We start from the raw sequence: 18,799 nt of genomic DNA, 5'->3' as shown, positions 1-18,799 counted from the left end.
CGGTGGCGGCGCGGCCGGTCAGCCGGCGGGCAGCAGCAGGTCGACCAGGACCGGGAAGTGGTCGCTGGCCCGGCGGGTCTGCGGGGTGTCCACCACGTCGTAGTCGACCACGGTGATCCGCGGGTCGACGAAGAGCGCGTCGATCCGGCGGCGCGGGTCCGCGCAGGAGTAGGTGAGCCGGTCGGCGCGGTCCATCGCCACGGCGGCGTCGGTCAGCCCGCGGGCGACGGTGGCCCAGGCCGGGCCGTCCGGCCCCTCGTTCAGGTCCGCCGCGGCGATCACCGGCGGGCCGGCGGCGTCCAGCTCGCGCTTGAAGAGCGCGGCCTGCCCCGGCCGCTCGGCCGGGTCGGTGGACAGGTGCGAGCCGGCCAGGGTGAACCGGGCGCTCGCGCCCACCACGCACTCGGCGTACGCGGCGCCGCGCAGGTGCCGCCCGGGGGTGAGCGGGAAGCGCTGGCACCGGGTGGCGGTCACCCGCACCCGCAGGCTGGTGAGCAGCAGGTTGCCCAGGGCGGGCAGCCCGCCGGCCGCCACCACCAGGCCGAACGACTCGGCGAGCGCGGCGGACTTCTGCCGCCACCGGAACCGTCGCGGCCCCTCCTGCATTACCACCACGTCCGGGGCGGCGGCGCGGACCACCGCCGCCAGCGCGGCGGTGTCGTCACGCTGGCTGTGGATGTTGTACGACACGACGCGCAGCGGCACGCCCGGGGTCTGCGTCACCGGCGCCGCCTCAGAGCCGGCGGGCCAGGTCGGCCGCGCCGATCACGCCGGCGCTGTTGCCCAGCTCGGCGGGGCGGATGTCGGCCACCGGCAGCCGGCTGCGCTGGGCCAGCGCCTCGGTGAAGGACCGCCGGGTCGGGCCGAGCAGCAGGTCACCGGCCTCGACCACGCCGCCGCCGACCACCAGCACCTGCGGGTCGAGGATCTGCGCCATGTCCGCGAGGCTGGTGCCCAGCCACCGCCCGACCTGGGCGAATGCCTCGATGGAGACGGCGTCGCCGCCCTGGGCGGCGGCGGTGACCATCGGTCCGGTGATCGCCTCGGACTCGCCGCCGGCCAGTTCCAGCAGCGCGGTGGCGCGGTGCGGCTCCTGGCGGGCCGCGGCGCGGGCGAAGCGCACCAGGGCGCTGCCGCTGGCGTACTGCTCGATGCAGCCGAGCCGGCCGCAGCCGCACTGGTGCCCGTCCGGCACGGTGAGCATGTGGCCCAACTCGGCGGCGATGCCGTTGGCGCCGCGCAGCAGTTCCCCGCCGAGCACGATGCCGCCGCCCACCCCGGTGCCGATGGTGAACATGACCATCGAGTCGTCGGCGTCGCGGGCCGCGCCGTGCCGGAACTCCGCCCAGGCGGCCACGTTGGCGTCGTTCTCCACGATCACCGGCAGGCCGGTCGCGGTGCTGACGTACTCGCGCAGCGGCTCGTCCCGCCAGGCCAGGTTGGGTGCGAAGAGCACGGTGGAGCGGCTGGCGTCGATCCAGCCGGCCGCGCCGATGCCGACCGCCGTGATCGACTGGCTGGTGGACAGCTCAGCGACCAGCTCGATGATGACGTCCCGGGTCTTGCCGACGTCGTCGGCGGGAGTGTCCCGTCGGGCCTGCACGAGCACCGTGCCGGTGTCGTCCACGACGCCGGCGGCCACCTTCGTGCCGCCGACGTCGACTCCGATGGTCAGCGTCACCGCTGCCACTCCCCTCTGCTGTGCCGCCCGCACCGGCCGCGGCCGGTGGGTGCCGAGATGTCTGGTCAGGCCCCGTCGCCCGGAGCGTCCGCGGCCGCGTCGTCGGGCACCCGCGAGGCGGGTACCACCCGACGGTCGGCCGCCGCCCGGGCGGTGCCCGGCGCGGCCGCCCCGGCGACGTCGACGGGCGGCGCGGCGGCGGCCGGAGCGGTCACGTCCTCCGCCCGGGTCGCGGCGGACCAGACGTCGGGCTCCGGCGCCGGTTCGGAATCATGCCCGCTCCGGGTGGCCTCGCGCCAGACACGGTCGTCGTCGGCGCCCGGTCGGGCGGCCGCGGCGGGCTGGTCGGCGCCGGTGGCGGTCGCCCCGGCCGGCGGCGCGGTCGCCGGTGGCGGCTCGGCCGGAGCGAACGCACGCAGCAGGCTGGCCACCCCGGCGGCCAGGTCACCGGCGCCGGTGGCGAGCCGCTCGGCGAATTCCGGACTCGGGTCGCGCAGCGCGGTCATCGCGCGACAGATCGGGCAGACGCAGCATTCGGCCGTACCGGTGGCGAAACCGCCCCCGCTCCGGGTGCCGGACGCGCCCGACCCGCCGCTGTGACCGAGGACACTCGACACGATCCCACCGAGCGGACCGAGGCCGCCGGCCGCCGAGCCCGACGCGGCCAGCCGCCCGGCGGCCAGCAGCGTGGCGACCAGTCGCTCCGCCTCTTGCCGGGCCGTGCCCGGATCCGTTGCACCCACGCTGGGCTCCTCTACCGGGGCGGCCGGTTCGCCGCACGCGTCACTGCGCCGCACCGGGTGCTTCTACCCGGCGCTTCAGCTGCTTCAACGCGGTATCCATGATCATTTTCTCGGCCTTGCGGCGGAACATCCCGAGCATCCCGACGGAGAGCTCCACCTCCAGGGTGTAGGTCACCGTGGTGCCGCCATCGGGGTTGGCGACCAGGTCGTACGAGCCGCGCTGGGACTTCTGCATCTTCGAGGGCGCCACCAGGTGCCACTCGATCCGGGTGAGGTCCTCGGCGTACTCGTAGGCCAGCACGTACTCGTCGGCCAGCACGCCGGCGTCGATGGTGAACCGCACCTGGCTGGCGTAGCCGTCCTCGTACTCCTCGATCACCTCCACCCGGCGTACCGCCTCGGTCCACTCCGGGTAGGTAGGGAAGTCGCAGATGACCGCCGCCACCCGGTCCGGTGGCGCGCCGATGATGATCGACTGGGTGGAGGTGTCCGCCATGGGGGGAGGCTACCCGGCGCCGGGGGCAACCTGCCTACGCCACCCACCTGCCCGGGCGGGTAGGTTTCGACGGAAGCCGACCAGCAGCTGGCGGCCGGCCCCGGTCAGTGTGAGCGCTAGGGAGTGCAGGTGCGCGAGTTCTCCGTCCCGCCGATCGTCACCGTCGGCGACGCGGCCAACCTCACCGACCCGGTCTGGGACAACGCCGAGGTGGCCCCGGACGCGGTCCAGTTCGTCCGGCCCGAGCGGGCCGGCGGCGGCTGGGTGGACGTCACCTGCCGGCAGTTCCGCGACGACGTGGTCGCGGTGGCCCGCGGCCTGGTGGCGGCGGGCGTGCGGCCCGGCGACCGGGTCGGCCTGATGAGCCGCACCCGCTACGAGTGGACCCTCGTCGACTACGCCATCTGGGCGGCCGGCGGGGTCACCGTGCCGATCTACGAGACCTCCAGCGCCGAGCAGGCCGCCTGGATCCTGGCCGACTCCGGGGCGGTCGCCTGCGTGGTCGAGACCAACGCGCACGCCACCCTGCTCGCCGGCGTCCGGGACCGGCTGCCCGAGCTGGGCCAGGTCTGGCAGATCGACCTGGGCGGGGTGGACGACCTGGTCGCGGCCGGCGCGTCGGTCGACCCGGCCGAGATCGACCGTCGCCGGGCGGCGCTGCGCTCCGGGGACGTCGCCACGATCATCTACACCAGCGGCACCACCGGCCGGCCCAAGGGCTGCGTGCTCACCCACCGGAACATGTACGCCGACATCGCCAACGCGGTGCCGGTGCTGCCGAACCTGTTCAACCCCGGCGCCTCCACCCTGCTGTTCCTGCCGCTGGCGCACGCCTTCGCCCGGCTGATCCAGATCGGCGTGGTGCACGCCCGGGCCACCATGCGGCACTGCTCGGACACCAAGAACCTGGTCGCCGACCTGCAGGACTTCCGGCCCACCTTCGTGCTGTCGGTGCCCCGGGTCTTCGAGAAGGTCTACAACGCGGCCAAGCAGAAGGCCGAGGCGGACGGCAAGGGCAAGATCTTCGCCCGCGCCGAGGCGGTCGCCATCGCGTACAGCGAGGCGCTGGAGACCTCGCGCGGGCCTGGCCTGGCGCTGCGCGCCCAGCACGTCCTCTTCGACAAGCTGGTCTACGGCAAGCTGCGGGCCGCCCTCGGCGGCCGCTGCCGGGACGCCATCTCCGGCGGCGCCCCGCTCGGTGCCCGGCTCGGCCACTTCTTCCGGGGCATCGGGGTCACCGTGCTGGAGGGCTACGGCCTGACCGAGACCTCGCCGGCGGCCGCGGCGAACCTGCCCAGCGGCACCCGGATCGGCACGGTCGGCCGGCCGCTGCCCGGGGTGACCATCCGGACCGACGACGACGGCGAGATCCTGATCGCCGGCGACCTGATCTTCCAGGGCTACTGGCGCAACGAGGCGGCCACGGCCGAGGCGATCACCTCGGACGGCTGGTTCCGCACCGGTGACCTCGGCCAACTCGACAGCGACGGCTTCCTGACCATCACCGGCCGGAAGAAGGAGATCATCGTGACCGCCGGCGGCAAGAACGTCGCCCCGGCGGTGCTGGAGGACCAGGTCCGCGCGCACCCGCTGATCAGCCAGTGCGTGGTCGTCGGCGACCGGCAGCCGTTCATCGCGGCGCTGGTCACCATCGACGAGGAGGCGCTGCCGGCCTGGCTGGCCGGCGCCGGCCTACCCCAGGGCACCACGGCCGAGCAGGTACGCGCGCACGAGGGGCTGCGGGCCGAGATCCAGCAGGCGATCGACCTGGCCAACCGGGCCGTCTCCAAGGCCGAGGCGATCAAGGTGTTCCGGATCCTGCCGCGCGACTTCACCGAGGCGACCGGGGAACTCACCCCGTCGCTGAAGGTCAAGCGGCAGGTCGTGCACAAGACGTACGCGGCGGAGATCGCCGAGATCTACCAAGGCTGACTACTATCCGTCACGTGTCCGCCTCCACACGCGCCCGACCCCACCCGCATCCCCTCGCCGCGGCCGCGCGCGTGGTGGTGCTGGCGCTGGTCGCCGTCCTGACGCTGCTCGCCACGCACGACGACCGCCAGCTCTGGTGGATCGCGCTGCTGGCCGTCGCCGGGCTGCCCGCCCTGCTGGCCCCCGAGCATCGGCTGGTCGGCCCGCTCAGCCGGGTGGCCGAGGTGGTGGTGCTCGGGCTGGCGGCGAGCCAGGTCGGCGCGGTGGCCACCATCGGCGGGGAGATCGGCGGGCTGGGCGCCTCCGCGGTGCTGCCGTACCTGGCGGTCCCGGTGACCGTCACCGCGCTGCGCCGCCGGTTCCGCGAGGGCGCGGCGCTGCTCGCGGTCGCCGGGGCCACCCTGCTGGTGGCCGGGGCGCTCACCGAGGTCGACGGCCGACCGCAGCTCACCCAGCTCGGCTACCTGGCGGTCTGCGCGCAGTGGCTGATCCTCGCCGCGCTCGGCCTGTACGCCGCCCGGACGCTGCACCGGGTAATGCAGGCCCGCAACGAGGGCAAGCCGCAGCCGTACGCGGAGGCCACCCGGCTGCTGACCCAGCTGCGCACGGTGGCCCGGCAGCTGCCCGGGGCCACCCTCGACCCGGGCGGCATCTCCGAGCACCTGCTGGAGGAGCTGCGTTCGGTGGCCCCGGCCGACCGGGCGGCGGTGCTCTCCGCCAGCGGCGGCGGCCGGCTGGTGGTGCTCGCCCAGGTGGGCGTGGACCGGGTGGACTGGGAGACCACGCTCGACGCCGACTCGGCGATCGCCGACGCGTGGGCCAGCCAGCAGCCGCAGACCGCTGCCCGCTCGCAGGCCCGGTCACACCGCGGCGGCGAGGTGTCCGCGCTGATCGTGCCGCTGGTCGCCGGGGTGCGCACGGTGGGGCTGGTGGTGCTGGAGGCGGACGCGGCGCACGCGTACCCGCCCCCGGTGGTGTCCCGGGTGACCGGGCTGACCGGCCCGGCCGCGCTGCGGCTGGAGGCGGCGCTGCTCTTCGACGAGGTGCGCTCGCTGGCCACCAACGAGGAGCGGCAGCGGCTGGCCCGGGAGATCCACGACGGGGTCGCCCAGGAACTGGTGATGGTCGGCTACGGCATCGACAACGCGCTGGCCACCGTCTTCGACGACGCCGAGGAGACCGCCGAGGCGCTGCGCACCCTGCGCGGCGAGGTCACCCGGGTGATCACGGAGCTGCGGCTGAGCCTGTTCGAGCTGCGCAGCGAGGTGGACCGGCACGGCGGCCTGGCCGCCGCGATCGCCGAGTACGCCCGCACCGTCGGCGCCTCCGCCGGGCTGCGGGTGCACCTGTCGCTGGACGAGTCCACCGCGCGGCTGCCGGCCGCCACCGAGGCCGAGTTGCTGCGCATCGCCCAGGAGGCGGTGACCAACGCGCGCAAGCACGCCGGGGCGTCGAATCTCTGGGTCACCTGCGAGGTGGACCCCCCGTACGCGCAGATAGAAGTGTCGGATGACGGTCAGGGCATGGGTGACCAGCGCACCGACGGGCACTACGGTCTTGCGATCATGGCCGAGAGGGCGGAACGTATCCGGGGCCGGTTGGAGATCAGGCCGCGGCAGCCGAGCGGCACGACCGTGGCTGTGGTGGTCGGTTCCTCGCCCCGGCGCGATAACGTGCGCGGTAGCACCGCGGCAGCAGAAGGGGAGTAACCCGAGGATGACCACAAGTCCGACACCGGCCACCCGTACCAAGGTCCTCCTTGTCGACGATCACGATCTGATCCGGAAGGGCCTCCGGCACGCGTTCGAGCGTGACCGGCAGTTCGAGGTCGTCGGGGAGGCCGCCACGGCGGCGGAGGGGGTACGACAGGCCGGTGCGCTGCAGCCGGACGTGGTGATCATGGACTTGCGCCTGCCCGACGGCAGTGGCCTGGAGGCCACCCGGGCGCTGCGCAAGTCCAGCGCCTCGATGGGCATCGTGGTGCTCACCATGTACGCCGGCGACGACCAGCTCTTCGGCGCCCTGGAGGCCGGCGCGAGCGCCTTCGTGCCGAAGACCGCCCCGGCCGACGAGGTGGTGGCCGCCGCCCGGCACGCCGCCTCCTCCCCCAGCGCCTTCACCGCCGCCGACCTCGCCGAGGCGATGAAGCGCCGGCTCGCCCCGTCCGGCCCGCAGCTCTCCCCCCGCGAGGGCCAGGTGCTGCGGCTGCTCGCCGACGGGATGAGCGTGGCCGGCATCGCCAAGCAGCTCTTCGTCAGCGAGTCCACCGCGAAGACCCACATCTCCAAGCTCTACGAGAAGCTGGGCGCGGCCAACCGGGCGCAGGCGTTGATGACCGCGCTGCGGCTGGGCCTGCTCGAGGCGCCGGACGCCCCGAAGTTCTGACGCCCCTCCCGGGGGCCCATCGACGGACGACGACACCGGTCCGCGACCGCCGTCGGCGGTCGCGGACCGTCGTGCATCGACCGGCGTGCGTGACGTACGGCGCGGCACGCTATGGTCTCCCGGGCGCGCGGCGGGCAGAATACCCGCGCGGGCGACGGCGCCCGCAACGGTGACGCGAGGGGTGAGGGCATGCAGCGGCCGGACTGGGCACCCGAGACGATCGACATCGAACGCCCGAGCGTGGCCCGCATGTACGACTACTACCTCGGCGGCTCGCACAACTTCGCGGTGGACCGGGCGGCCGCCCAGGCGATGGTCGCCGCCGTGCCGGAGGCGCCGCTGATGGCCCAGGCCAACCGGGCGTTCCTGCGCCGGGCGGTGCAGTTCCTCACCGCGGCCGGCGTCCGCCAGTTCCTCGACATCGGCTCGGGCATCCCGACGGTCGGCAACGTGCACGAGATCGCCCAGCGGATCGCCCCCGAGTCGCGGGTGGTCTACGTCGACGTCGACCCGGTGGCGGTGGCGCACAGCCGGGAGATCCTCGACGGCAACGACCGGGCCGCCGTGGTGCAGGAGGACCTGCGCCACCCCGAACGGATCCTCGCCCACCCGGACGTGCGCGGGCTGCTCGACCTCAGCGAGCCGGTCGCCGTGCTGATCGTGGCGGTGCTGCACTTCGTCTCCGACGACGACCGTCCCGCCGAGCTGCTGCGTACCCTGCGCTCCGCGCTGGCGCCCGGCAGTTGGCTGGTGCTCTCCCAGGCCAGCGCGGACGGCCGGGCGGGCGACGAGCGGGCCGAGGCGGAGCGGGTCTACCGCAACACCGACAATCCGCTGTGGATCCGCAGCCGGGCCGAGCTGACCACGCTCTTCGACGGTTTCCAGCTGGTCGAGCCGGGGGTGGTCTGGGTGCCGCAGTGGCGCCCGGACTCGCCCGAGAGCGCCGAGGACGCCGAGCGGGCCGCCTTCATCGGCGGTGTGGGACGGCTCGGTGGGTGAGATGCCCGAGGCCAACGGCGCCCGGTCCCGGCCGGGGACCTTCGCCCGGGCCTGGGCCAAGGCCGTCTCCGGCACCAGCTACCTGCCGATGACGCAGGACCAGCTGGAGTCGCTGCTGCAGCGGCTCACCGAGCAGCTGGCCACCGCGCTCTGCGCCGAGCCGTTCGACCTGCGGGTCGGGCACCGGGTCGGCGCGGAGCTGGTGGCCGCGCACATCGCCTCCGCGGAGGGGCTGGGCCGTACCGTCGAGGTGGTCCAGCTCCGGCTGGTCCGCGACCTCGGCCTGGTCGCCGACGACGTCGAGGACCGGATGGCCCGGCTGCTGGCCGCGGTGGCCACCGGCTACGCCCGCGCGCTGCGCGACCGCACCCTGGACGAGCAGGAGTCGATCCGCCGGGCCGCGATGACCGCCCGGGCCCAGGCGGAGCGGGCGCTGCGCGCCAGCGAGGCGCGCTTCCGTCACCAGGCCACCCACGACCCGCTGACCGAGCTGCCCAACCGCACCCTGTTCACCGAGCGGCTGGCCGCCGCGATCACCGCGCCGGGCCGCGGCGGGGAGCGGATCGGCCTGTGCTTCCTCGACCTCGACCGGTTCAAGGTGGTCAACGACTCGCACGGGCACCAGGTCGGCGACGCCCTGCTGGTCACGGTGGCCGAGCGGCTGCGCCAGGCGGTCGACGGGCACCTGCTGGCGCGGCTCGGCGGCGACGAGTTCGTGGTGCTGGTCGAGCGCTGTGCCGGCACCGACGACGTGGTCGCGGTGGCCGAGGCGGCGCTGGCCGCGGTGCGTCGGCCGGCCATCGTGGACGGCCACGAGCTGACCGTCTCGGCGAGCATCGGCATCGTCGAGCGCCCGGTCGTCGGCGCCACCCCCGGCGACCTGATGCGCGCCGCCGACAGCACCCTGCACTGGGCGAAGGCGTCCGGCGGGGCGCGCTGGGCGCTCTACGACGCCGACCGCGACCGCCGGGAACTGGCCCGGCAGGCGCTCTCCGCGGCGATCCCGGCGGCCCTGCAACGCGGCGAGTTCTACCTGGACTACCAGCCGCTGACGTCGTTGCGGGACGGCCGCCTGCTCGGCGTGGAGGCGCTGGTGCGGTGGCGGCACCCCGAGCTGGGGGTGCTCCGGCCGGACAGCTTCATCTCGCTGGCCGAGGAGACCGGGCTGATCGTCCCGCTCGGCGCGTGGGTGCTGGCCGAGGCGTGCCGGGAGGCGGAGAGCTGGTCGGCGGCGGGCGGCCCGGCGCCGTACGTCAGCGTCAACCTGGCGGTACGCCAGGTGCATCGGCCCGGCCTGGTGCAGGAGGTACGCGGCCTGCTGAACAGCACCGGCCTGCCGCCGGAACGGCTCCAGCTGGAGATCACCGAGAGCACCATGATGAGCACGGCCGAGGAGCCGGTGCGGGCCCTGCGGGTGCTGGCCGACCTCGGTGTACGGATCGCCATCGACGACTTCGGCACCGGGTACTGCAACCTGGCGTACCTGCGCGACCTGCCGGTGACCGAGCTGAAGGTGGCCGGCCAGTTCGTGGCCGGGCTGCGCGCGCCGGCGGTGGAACCGGCGAGCTGCGCCGACGAGCGGATCCTCGCCTCGCTGGTGTCGCTGGCGCACGCCCTGGACCTGACCGTCACCGCCGAGGGGGTGGAGACGGCCGGGCAGGCCGAGCGACTGCGGGCGATCGACTGCGACGCCGGCCAGGGCTGGCACTTCGGTCGCCCCGCCCCCGCCGAACGCATCCTGGAACGGATCGGCTGACCGCCGGGGCTCGCCCGGCGCCTGCCCGTCGCCGACCGCCCCCGGCCAGCCGGCGGACCGTGCCGGGCTGCCCGTCCTCAGGGGCCGCTCGCGCCGCCCGGACGACAGGCCCGCCGCGGTAGCCGCAAACCAGCCGGGCCGGTCACCGACCCGGCAGCGGTCAGCCGGCGAGCAGGTCGGCCATCCGCTGCGCCTGGGTCTCCCAGCGCCACTCCCGCTCCACCCAGGCCCGGCCGGCCGCGCCGAGCTGCCGGGCCAGGTCGCGGTCGGCGAGCAGCCGGGCCACCCGGTCGGCGAGCTGGGCGACGTCGCGCCCGCGTACCACGTAGCCGGTCTCCCCCTCGCGGACCGCGTCGGGAGCGCCGCCGGAGTCGCCCGCGACGACCGGCAGGCCGGTCGCGGAGGCCTCCAGGTAGACGATGCCGAGGCCCTCCACGTCCAGGCCCCGGTTGCGGGTACGGCACGGCATGGCGTAGACGTCGCCGGCCGCGTAGTGCGCTGGCAGCTCGGCCGTCGGCACCGACCCGGTGAAGACCACGTCCCGCTCCACGCCGGTCTGCCGGGCCAGCTTCTGCAAGGTGGCCCGGTACGGCCCGCCGCCGACCACCAGCAGCGCCGCGTCGGGCACCCGGCGGCGGATCTCCGGCATGGCCCGGATCAGCATGTCCTGGCCCTTGCGGGGCACCAGCCGGGACACGCAGACCACCACCGGCCGGTCGGCCAGCCCGAGCCGCACCCGGACCGGTTCCCCGTCGACGGACGGGTGGTAGGTGTCGACGTCCACCCCGGGCGCGAGCCGGCGCAGCTCGGTCAGCCCGTGCAGCGCGCGGTCCAGCCGCACCCGGGTGTACTCGCCGAGGTAGGTGGTCACGTCGACGCCCCGGCCGATGCGCCGCAGCGCGGCCCGGGCACCGGGCAGCGCCGCCCAGCCGACCTCGTGGCCGTGGGTCAGCGCGACCGCCCGCCGGATGCCGGCACGGCGGCGCAGGCCCGCGGCGAGCAGCCCGAGCGGAGCCGCGGCGCCGAACCAGACCGTGTCGCAGTCATACGCGCGGGCCAGCCGGGCGGCCCGGCGTGCCACCAGCGGGGTGGGCAGCAGCACCCGGGTACGTTCCCGGGTCACCTCGAAGGGCTGGTCGGCGTCGAACTTCGCGGCGTCCCGCCAGCTCGACGCGTAGACCACCACCGAGCCGGCGGGCTGGCGCACCGCCAGGTTGTGCACGAAGGACTGGATCCCGCCGGGACGCGGCGGGAAGTCGTTCGTGATCAGCAGCGTCCGGCTCATCGGCCGGCCTCCCTGGCGTGGGCACGGGCGGCGGCGATCCGCTCGACCGTGGACGGGTGGGTGGCGGAGTAGAGGTACTCCAGCCGGGGCGGGTCGGGGTCGGAGAGGTTGATTCCGGCGAGCCGCCGCTGCATGGCCTCGAACGCCGCCGGGTCGCCGGTCAGCGCCAGCGCGTGCGCGTCGGCGCGCGCCTCCACCCGCCGCGACATCAGCGCCTGCACCGGTGCCGAGACCAGCCCGACCACCGTGACCAGCGCGACCAGCAGCGGGAACGCGCGTGGTTGGGCCACCGAGTCCACCCCGGCCAGCCGCAGCAGCGGCGCCCACGAGCCGATCAGGTAGAGCGCGACCACCGCGGCGGCGGCGCCCAGCGCCCCGGTCAGCGTGCCGACCGCCACGTCCCGGTCCTTGGCGTGCCCCAGTTCGTGCGCCACCACCGCGGTCACCTCGTCCGGGCCGGCCTCGCGCAGCAGCGTGTCGTAGACCACCACCCGCCGGGTCGGGCCCAGCCCGGAGACGTACGCGTTGACCGCCCGGGTGCGCCGGGACGCGTCGGCGACCAGCACGTCGCGGACCGGCACGCCGTCGCGGGCCGCCATGGTCATCAGTTCGGTGCGCAGCGGGCCCTGCTCCATCGGGGTGAACTTGTTGAACACCGGCTCGACCAGCACCGGCAGGACGAAGCTGAGCAGCACCACCAGGGTGGCCGCGCCGGCCGCGCCGAACGCCCACCACCAGCGCGGGGCGAGCCGGATCACGGCGTAGAAGCCGAGCAGCGCCACCGCCCCGATGACCGCGCTGACGGCGTACGACTTGAGCAGGTCGACCGCCCAGCCGCCCCAGCCGTTGGTGGCCAGGCCGTAGCGGGTGAGCACGTCGTGCCGCCAGGCGGCGAAGGGCAGGGTGACCAGGTCGGCGACGAGCATCACGGCCAGCCCGCCGAGGACGGCCTGGGCGATCCAGTGGCCGCCGAAGGGGCGCCCGGCCAGCTCGACCAGGCGGCTGCCCAGCGGGGTCAGCCCGAGCGCCAGCGCCACCAGCAGGCCGACGGCCAGCGCCGCCCAGCCGCCGGGGCGCAGCGCCGAGCGGAACTCCCGCGCCCGGGCCACCTGGTCGGCGGGCAGGTCACGCAGCGCGGCCACCTGGTCGGCGCGCGGCGCGGGCGGCCGGTGCCACGGGATCAGCACCGCGGCGGTCACCACCAGGGCCACGGTCAGGCCCACCAGGGTCAGCACCGCCCAACCGCGCGGCGTCACCGCTGCCCTCCCGGCGCCCCGTCGCGCCCGTCGTACGGCCGCATCGCGGGCGACCATCGCGGGCCCGGGACGCCGCCGATCGCGGCGAGGCTGTCGCCACCGCGCCGTACCCGCGTCATGCCGCCGCTCCCTCCCGCCGTGAGGCGCCCATCCTATTGCCCGGGTCGAACCCCGCCGCTTCCGCGCCCGGTCACCCGGAAGCGGCGGACGATCGCCCACCACACCCTGGACCGGACCCGGTCCGCGCCGCGCGGCGTGACCGGGTCCGGTCGGGTGGCCTACCGGGTCTGCGTCAGGACGGGACCGTGTTCGGCGGTTGGCGGCGCGGTGCCGTTGCCGGCGGCGTCGCCGTGCCCAGGCCACCAGGCACGGTGGCCCAGCAGCGCGGTGATCGCCGGTACGAGCAGCATCGCCATGACGAAGGCGGAGATCGAGATGCCGATCGCCACCGCGAATCCCATCTCGGTGAGGAACGCCACCCCGGCCAGCATCATCGAGGCGAAGGTGCCGGCGAGGATCAGACCCGCCGCGCCGACGGACGGGCCGCCGTGCTCGACCGCCAGGTCCGCGGCCGTGCGCGGGTCGTTGCCCAGCCGTGCCTCTTCGCGAAGCCGGGCGATCATGAGGATGTTGTAGTCGGTGCCGATCGCCACCACGAACAGGTACAGGATCGTCGGCAGCATGAACGACAGGCCCGGCCGGTCCCCGACACCCTGGAACGCGAAGACCGTGGCGCCCAGCGTGCTGAGGAAGCCGAGGAACACGGCCGCCATCAGGTAGATCGGAGCGACCAGGCTGCGCAGCAGCAGGGCCAGGATGATCGCGATGAGCAGGCCGGCGACCGGGAAGATCACCTTCAGGTCCCGGGTGTTGGCGTCGCGGACGTCGGCGAACAGGGAACTGATCCCGCCCACGTAGGCGGTGGTGCCGTCCGGGGCCCGCGCGTGCACCACGTCCCGCAGTTCGCCGCCGGCCAGGTCCAGCGACTCCGGCGCGTACGGGCTGCGGTCCAGCAGCAGGTTGATCCGCGCGGCGGTGCCGTCCTGGCTGAACCCGGCCAGACTGCCGTCCTGGCCCGCCGGCATGATGCCGCCGATGCCGGGCGCGTCCTTCAGCGACGCGGCGTACGCGTCGAGCGCGGCCGGGTCGAGCCGCTGGCCGTCGTCGGAGCGCAGGTAGACGGTCGTCGGGTTGAGCGCGCCCACCGGGAAGCCGGACTGGAGATCCTCGAGACCGCGCGCCGACTCGGTGTCGGACGGCAGTTGACCGGTCTGGTCGTAGTCCCACTTCATCCCGAGCACGCCGGCCGCCAGCGCCAGCATCAGCCCGCCGGACACCAGCGCCACCACGGCCGGTCGCCGCCCGGTGAACCGTCCCAGCCGCTGGAACGCCGTGCCGCGCGGGGTGCGCTGCCACGACTTCGACGGCCAGAAGATCTTCGTGCCGAGCAGGGACACCACCGCCGGGACCAGGGTCAGCGCGGCGAACGCCATGACCACGACCGCGATGGCCAGCGCCGGGCCGAGGCTGGTGAACGCGCCGAACACCGCCAGCAGCAGGGCGCTGAACGCGATGACGATCGCCGCCGCGGCCGAGGCGATCACCTCGCCCACCCGGGCCACCGCCGCCACCAGCGCCTGCTTGGCGTCGTCGCCGGCACGCAGCCGTTCCCGGTACCGGAACAGCAGGAACAGGATGTAGTCGGTGCCCACGCCGTACAGGACGATGGTGAGGATGATCTCCAGGGACTGGTCGACCCGCAGGTCGGCCGCCTGAGCCACCCACGAGATCAGGCCGGGGGCGATCGCGCTGATGACGCCGACCGTCACGATCGGCAGCAGCGCGGCCAACGGGCTGCGGTAGATGACCAGCAGCAGCACGATGATCAGGCCGATGGTGGCCAGGCCGACCACGACCAGCGCGGTGTCGAAGGCGTCGGCGTTGTCGGCGTACATGGCGATGTCGCCGGTGACCGCGTAGCCCAGGCCGGTCCCGTCCAGCGTGGCCTTCGCCGCCTCGCGGATCCCGGGAATGGCCTCGAGCAGTTCCGGATCGTCGGGGGCGCCCTGCAGGCCGACGGTCACCAGGGCGACCGTCCGGTTCGGCGAGGGGGTGGGCGGCCCGACGGCGCCGGCCACGTGCTCCGCGTCGACCCTGCCGACCGCCTCGGCCAGCGTCCCCACCGTGGCGAGGTCGGCGTCGGCCAGAGGTTGCCCGTCGGCACGCTTGACGACGATCGTCGCGGTGGCGTCGTTGGCGGTGGGGAAGGACCGCTGCGCCACCTCCATGGCCTTGACCGACTCGTAGTCACGCGGCAGGAAGTCGGCCTGGTCCTGGCTGGTCACGTCACCGAGCCCGGGAGCCATCAACACGATCGCCGCGGTGGCGAGCAACCAGCCCAGGATCACCTTCCACGGATTGTGGACGACGAAGCGTCCCAATCGCTCAAACATCGTCTCTCCCTGAGTTCGCGCGGATGCGCAGCTTGTCGTGCGGGTGGTACGGGTGGTCCGCCGGACGGGGCAGCTCGGCGAGGGGGGCGGTTGCCGGATCGTGCGACATCACCGACTCCGTTCAGTTCGAGGACTCGCGGTTGAACAGCCGCTTCGACCAGAGGTATCCGCCCAGCGCGATGACGGCGCACCAGGCGAGGGCGATCCACCCGTTGTTCCCGACGGGCTCGTCCATCAGCAGGCCGCGCAGGGTTTCGATGATCGGTGTGAACGGCTGGTACTCGGCGAACCAGCGCAGACCGGCCGGCATGGAGTCGGTGGGCACGAACCCGCTGCCGAGGAAGGGCAGCAGGACGAGCGGCATGGGCAGGTTGCTCGCGGTCTCGACGCTCCTGCTCACCTGGCCGAGCGCGACGGACAACCAGACCAGGGCGAAGGTCACCACCAGCAGGAAACCGGCGGTGGCCAGCCACCCGACCAGCCCGGCGGTGGGCCGGAAGCCGACCAGCAGCGCCACGCCGATCACGACCGCCAGGCTGATCATCGCCTGGATCATGCTGCCCAGGACGTGCCCGGTCAGCACCGAGACCCGGGCGATGTGCATGGTGCGGAACCGGGTGATGATGCCTTCGGTCATGTCCATGGCGATCGAGATCGCGGTGCCCTGGACCGTGGACGCCACGGTCATCAGGATGATCGCGGGCGCCACGTAGTTGGCGTACGCGGCGCGCCCGCCGGCCGCGTCGACCGGTGCCGCCCCGCCGAGCCCGGCGCCCAGCGTGCCGCCGAGCACGTAGACGAAGAGCAGCAGGAAGACCACCGGCATTCCGATGAGCATCAAAGTCATCGACGGGTACCGCAGCATGCGCTTGACGTTGCGCCGCAGCATCGTGGCCGAGTCGCGTAGCGGATGGAAACGGAGGTCCGCCGGCGGCGGACCGGCCAGGGTGTGGGTGCTCATCGGGTGGTCACCTTCTCGGTGGTGGAGTCGCCGGTGAGGGCGAGGAAGACGTCGTCGAGGTCGGGGGTGTGCACGGAGAGCTCGTCGACCTCGACGGCCTGGTCGTCGAGCCGGCCGATCAGGGTCTTCAGCGAGCGCAGGCTGCCGTCGCTGGGCACCCGCAGGGCGAGCGCGTCGTTGTCGCGCGAGGCGTCGCCCAGCACCCGCATCGCCGCGTCGAGGCCCTGCGGGTCGGCGAACCGCAGCCGCACGTGTCCACCGGGGATGCGCCGCTTCAGTTCCTCCGCGGTTCCCTCGGCGACCACCCGGCCGCGGTCGAGGACCGCGATCCGGTCGGCCAGCTCGTCGGCCTCCTCCAGGTACTGCGTGGTCAGGAAGATGGTGACGCCGCCGGCCACCAGGTCCCGGACGATCTGCCACATGTCCCGGCGGCTGCGCGGGTCCAGTCCGGTGGTCGGCTCGTCGAGGAAGATCACCTGCGGGCTGCCGACCAGGGTCATCGCCAGGTCGAGCCGCCGCCGCATGCCCCCGGAGTAGGTCGCCGCCGGCTTTCCGGCCGCCTCGGTCAGGTCGAACTGCTCGAGCAGCCGGACGACCCGCCGCCGGCCCTCGCCCCGGCCGAGGTGGTGCAGATCCGCCATCAGCCGCAGGTTCTCCTCGCCGGTGAGCAGGTTGTCCACGGCGGAGAACTGACCGGTGACGCCGATCGCGGCCCGCACCGCGTCCGGGTCGCGGGCGAGGTCGTGCCCGGCGACCTGGACGTCACCGGCGTCGGCACTGAGCAGGGTGGACAGAATCTTGACGGTGGTGGTCTTCCCGGCGCCGTTCGCGCCGAGCAGCGAGAAGACCGTCCCCCGTGGCACGGTCAGGTCGAGACCGTCGAGCACGACGTGGTCGCCGAACGCTTTCCGTAGCCCGGTCGCGGCGATCGCCGGCCGGGAGGGCGTGCTGGTCATGGTTGCCTTTCTCGGGGCCGGACGGGGATCAGGAGCGGTGGATGGTGATATCGCCGTAGGACGTGCGGCCGCGAACCTCGACGGTCTGGTCGGCCTGGCCGGGCCCGGCGGCGCTCTCCAGCCGGTTGTGCACGCGCCCGAATCCGGTGTTCACCTCGAGCCAGGCGGCGGTGCCCGCGGCGATGCCGATGTCCAGGTCGCCCGCGGCGGTCTCGAGCACGACCGCACCGCGGACCACCTCGCCGAGGCGGACGCCGCCGTTGGACGTCTTCACGTCGACGCCGGCGCCGGCCCGCGCGATATCGATGGAGCCGTTGGCGTTGCGCACCCGGACGTCGCCGGTGACCGCCTCCACCGTGGTGTCACCGTTGGAGTTCTTGACCTCCGCGGTGCCCTCGATCTCGCCGATCTGGATCCGGCCGGACCCGGTGGAGATCTCGGCGTTGCCGGTGACGGCGTCGGCGGTGATGTGGCCGAACCCGGTGTGCAGGCGCAGCGGGCCGGTTCGTTCGAGCCAGATGTTGCCGGTGGTCTTGAGCCGGCACTCGCCGAGCCGGCCGGCACAGCGGACGTCGCCCATCAGCAGGTGAGCGGCGAGCTGGGAACCGCTGGGCAGCTCGATGGTCACGTCGACCGACCTGGTCTTCTTGGAGAAGTCGAAGACGCGCCTGGGGCCGGTCACCCGGAGCACGCCGTTGGTGTAGTCGACCCGGACCTGCTGGGCGGCCTTCACGTCGGAGTCGTCGGCTTCGTCGCTCGGGCGGACCTCGACGACGGTGTCGGTCCGGTCGCTCGCGGCGACCCGCACGTCGGCGACGCCGAGTTCGAGCGTGACGGAGATCGGCTGGGGCGTCTCGAAATTGGGCATGGTTGTCTCCGCGTCCTGGGTGGGTGAGTCGTTCCCGCAGGTGGGGAACGTGGTGTGCGGGCGGCGTGCGGTGCGCTCAGCGCACCCAGCCGGTGAAGCGCTGCGGGGTCCGCTTCCCACCGCCGGGTGGCTCGGGACGCAGGTCGCGATCCGAGCGCTGCACAGCGGTGGCAGCCGCCCGGACCAGCCAGGCGTTGACCGAGCGCCCCTCCTTGGCCGCGGCCTCCTCGACGGCGGCCTTGAGCTGCTCGGGCATGCGTACGTTGATCCGGGCGGCGGGGCCCTCCTCGGCGAACAGCAGTTCGCTCTCCGGCGCGCCGCCGACCGTCGCCGCGGCGCCTCCGGGCGCGGACCCGAGCGGCTCGGCGGGTGGCGACGTCACGACGAAGTTCGGATCGCGCCCCCGCAGGCGCAGCTCCACCGAACCCGGAGCCAGATCCCGGGTGATCTCGTCGGCGGCGGCCGACAGGGCGTCCAGCAGCGTCATCCGGATCGCCGATTCGAGCGACCCGGTCAGGCGCTCGACCAGCGCCCGCGCCTCCTCACCGCCGGCTTCGGCGAGCGTGGCGAACTCGCGACCGAGGTTGCTCACATACGGGGTCAGGTCCATGGTGCCATCATGGCACAGCAGTGGCACCATCACAAGGCATATGGCACAGGAGTGATGCCATCTCTGGCTCCACTTGGCGCACGGTTAGAAGAAACCGCAGGTCAGGCGTGATGTGACGCCTGGTGCGGGGTCACGCCACCCGGCGACGGCGGGCCGGCCGGCGGGACCGGGGCGCCGCCAGCACCTCCACCTCGAACCCGGCGCGGGCGAACACCTCGACCGCCCGGGCCTCGGCGCCACCCAGCCCCGCGGCCGGTGACGAATCGTCGAGCAGGGCGGTGACCAGGCAGTCGGAGCAGCCGCTCCCCCGGATCCCGCACCCCGCGCAGTCGATGAGCATCTCGCCTCCTGGTGCGCTGCGGCGACCGGGCGCGGCGTCACCGTCGCCACCCGAGCACCGTCGGTCACACGACACTAG

Annotated in this window: 17 protein-coding genes; 5 read left to right on the top strand and 12 right to left on the bottom strand. The window is 74.1% G+C overall.

The features are described 5' to 3' along the window. Positions 1-18 precede the first annotated feature (18 nt). The 4 genes from GA0070609_RS05000 to GA0070609_RS04985 form a co-directional block, all read right to left on the bottom strand. Positions 19-723, bottom strand: a complete 705-nt coding sequence (locus tag GA0070609_RS05000; RefSeq protein ID WP_088992703.1) for an endonuclease/exonuclease/phosphatase family protein — start codon at positions 721-723, stop codon at positions 19-21. A 10-nt stretch (positions 724-733) separates the two neighbouring features. Beyond that, positions 734-1,681: an ROK family glucokinase gene (locus GA0070609_RS04995; RefSeq protein WP_088992702.1), complete on the bottom strand. Its 948-nt coding sequence runs from the start codon at positions 1,679-1,681 to the stop codon at positions 734-736. Between the two features lie 65 nt (positions 1,682-1,746). Then, positions 1,747-2,424 (bottom strand): hypothetical protein, encoded by a 678-nt coding sequence (locus tag GA0070609_RS04990; RefSeq protein WP_088992701.1) that lies wholly within the window; start codon positions 2,422-2,424, stop codon positions 1,747-1,749. A gap of 40 nt (positions 2,425-2,464) precedes the next feature. Next, positions 2,465-2,920, bottom strand: coding sequence for an SRPBCC family protein (locus GA0070609_RS04985; protein ID WP_088992700.1), 456 nt, complete (start codon positions 2,918-2,920; stop codon positions 2,465-2,467). A gap of 129 nt (positions 2,921-3,049) precedes the next feature. Here GA0070609_RS04985 and GA0070609_RS04980 point away from each other — a divergent pair, with 129 nt between their 5' ends. From GA0070609_RS04980 to GA0070609_RS04960, 5 genes are all read left to right on the top strand, one after another. Beyond that, positions 3,050-4,852 (top strand): AMP-dependent synthetase/ligase, encoded by a 1,803-nt coding sequence (locus GA0070609_RS04980; protein WP_088997505.1) that lies wholly within the window; start codon positions 3,050-3,052, stop codon positions 4,850-4,852. Between the two features lie 14 nt (positions 4,853-4,866). After that, entirely contained in the window at positions 4,867-6,561 is a 1,695-nt protein-coding gene (locus GA0070609_RS04975; RefSeq protein WP_088992699.1) for a sensor histidine kinase, read from the top strand. Positions 6,562-6,568: 7 nt separating this feature from the next. Beyond that, complete coding sequence (locus GA0070609_RS04970) at positions 6,569-7,237, top strand: response regulator transcription factor (RefSeq protein ID WP_007072219.1); 669 nt, start codon at positions 6,569-6,571, stop codon at positions 7,235-7,237. 189 nt (positions 7,238-7,426) lie between these two features. Then, positions 7,427-8,236, top strand: coding sequence for an SAM-dependent methyltransferase (locus GA0070609_RS04965; RefSeq protein ID WP_088992698.1), 810 nt, complete (start codon positions 7,427-7,429; stop codon positions 8,234-8,236). Continuing rightward, on the top strand, positions 8,214-9,992 hold the full coding sequence (locus tag GA0070609_RS04960; RefSeq protein WP_408630631.1) for a putative bifunctional diguanylate cyclase/phosphodiesterase: 1,779 nt from the start codon (positions 8,214-8,216) through the stop codon (positions 9,990-9,992). Before GA0070609_RS04965 ends, GA0070609_RS04960 begins: the two co-directional genes overlap by 23 nt. 160 nt (positions 9,993-10,152) lie before the next feature. On the opposite strand, the gene GA0070609_RS04955 is transcribed toward GA0070609_RS04960, so the two are convergent. The 8 genes from GA0070609_RS04955 to GA0070609_RS04920 all read right to left on the bottom strand — a co-directional run bounded on the left by GA0070609_RS04955 (position 10,153) and on the right by GA0070609_RS04920 (position 18,721). Then, the gene (locus GA0070609_RS04955) at positions 10,153-11,277 is read right to left on the bottom strand and encodes a glycosyltransferase family 4 protein (protein ID WP_088992697.1); all 1,125 of its coding nucleotides are present in this window, start codon (positions 11,275-11,277) and stop codon (positions 10,153-10,155) included. After that, positions 11,274-12,533 carry a M48 family metallopeptidase gene (locus GA0070609_RS04950; RefSeq protein ID WP_088992696.1) on the bottom strand — a complete coding sequence of 420 codons (1,260 nt, stop codon included), beginning with the start codon at positions 12,531-12,533 and terminating at the stop codon, positions 11,274-11,276. Before GA0070609_RS04950 ends, GA0070609_RS04955 begins: the two co-directional genes overlap by 4 nt. Positions 12,534-12,811: 278 nt before the next feature. Then, complete coding sequence (locus tag GA0070609_RS04945; RefSeq protein ID WP_088992695.1) at positions 12,812-14,986, bottom strand: MMPL family transporter; 2,175 nt, start codon at positions 14,984-14,986, stop codon at positions 12,812-12,814. A gap of 121 nt (positions 14,987-15,107) precedes the next feature. Next, on the bottom strand, positions 15,108-15,947 hold the full coding sequence (locus GA0070609_RS04940) for an ABC transporter permease (RefSeq protein WP_088992694.1): 840 nt from the start codon (positions 15,945-15,947) through the stop codon (positions 15,108-15,110). Continuing rightward, on the bottom strand, positions 15,944-16,903 hold the full coding sequence (locus GA0070609_RS04935) for an ATP-binding cassette domain-containing protein (protein ID WP_088992693.1): 960 nt from the start codon (positions 16,901-16,903) through the stop codon (positions 15,944-15,946). The genes GA0070609_RS04940 and GA0070609_RS04935 overlap by 4 nt, the downstream gene beginning before the upstream one ends. A 28-nt stretch (positions 16,904-16,931) precedes the next feature. Then, the gene (locus GA0070609_RS04930) at positions 16,932-17,771 is read right to left on the bottom strand and encodes a DUF4097 family beta strand repeat-containing protein (RefSeq protein ID WP_088992692.1); all 840 of its coding nucleotides are present in this window, start codon (positions 17,769-17,771) and stop codon (positions 16,932-16,934) included. A 76-nt stretch (positions 17,772-17,847) separates the two neighbouring features. Continuing rightward, positions 17,848-18,381, bottom strand: a complete 534-nt coding sequence (locus tag GA0070609_RS04925) for a ribbon-helix-helix protein, CopG family (protein ID WP_088992691.1) — start codon at positions 18,379-18,381, stop codon at positions 17,848-17,850. 130 nt (positions 18,382-18,511) lie between these two features. Beyond that, entirely contained in the window at positions 18,512-18,721 is a 210-nt protein-coding gene (locus tag GA0070609_RS04920; RefSeq protein ID WP_088992690.1) for a hypothetical protein, read from the bottom strand. Between the last annotated feature and the right edge of the window lie 78 nt (positions 18,722-18,799).

It is taken from the genome of Micromonospora echinaurantiaca, from assembly GCF_900090235.1.
GTDB lineage: Bacteria > Actinomycetota > Actinomycetes > Mycobacteriales > Micromonosporaceae > Micromonospora > Micromonospora echinaurantiaca.
The sequence above is the reverse complement of the archived record's forward strand: the minus strand, read 5'-3'. Positions and strand labels throughout refer to the sequence as shown.

Coding starts and splice junctions, on each gene's coding strand:
- GA0070609_RS04970 (WP_007072219.1), top strand. CDS start 6,569: ATGACCACAAGTCCGACACCGGCCACCCGTACCAAGGTCCTCCTTGTC.
- GA0070609_RS04955 (WP_088992697.1), bottom strand. CDS start 11,277: ATGAGCCGGACGCTGCTGATCACGAACGACTTCCCGCCGCGTCCCGGC.
- GA0070609_RS04920 (WP_088992690.1), bottom strand. CDS start 18,721: ATGCTCATCGACTGCGCGGGGTGCGGGATCCGGGGGAGCGGCTGCTCC.
- GA0070609_RS04925 (WP_088992691.1), bottom strand. CDS start 18,381: ATGGACCTGACCCCGTATGTGAGCAACCTCGGTCGCGAGTTCGCCACG.
- GA0070609_RS04985 (WP_088992700.1), bottom strand. CDS start 2,920: ATGGCGGACACCTCCACCCAGTCGATCATCATCGGCGCGCCACCGGAC.
- GA0070609_RS04945 (WP_088992695.1), bottom strand. CDS start 14,986: ATGTTTGAGCGATTGGGACGCTTCGTCGTCCACAATCCGTGGAAGGTG.
- GA0070609_RS04930 (WP_088992692.1), bottom strand. CDS start 17,771: ATGCCCAATTTCGAGACGCCCCAGCCGATCTCCGTCACGCTCGAACTC.
- GA0070609_RS04940 (WP_088992694.1), bottom strand. CDS start 15,947: ATGAGCACCCACACCCTGGCCGGTCCGCCGCCGGCGGACCTCCGTTTC.
- GA0070609_RS04965 (WP_088992698.1), top strand. CDS start 7,427: ATGCAGCGGCCGGACTGGGCACCCGAGACGATCGACATCGAACGCCCG.
- GA0070609_RS04935 (WP_088992693.1), bottom strand. CDS start 16,903: ATGACCAGCACGCCCTCCCGGCCGGCGATCGCCGCGACCGGGCTACGG.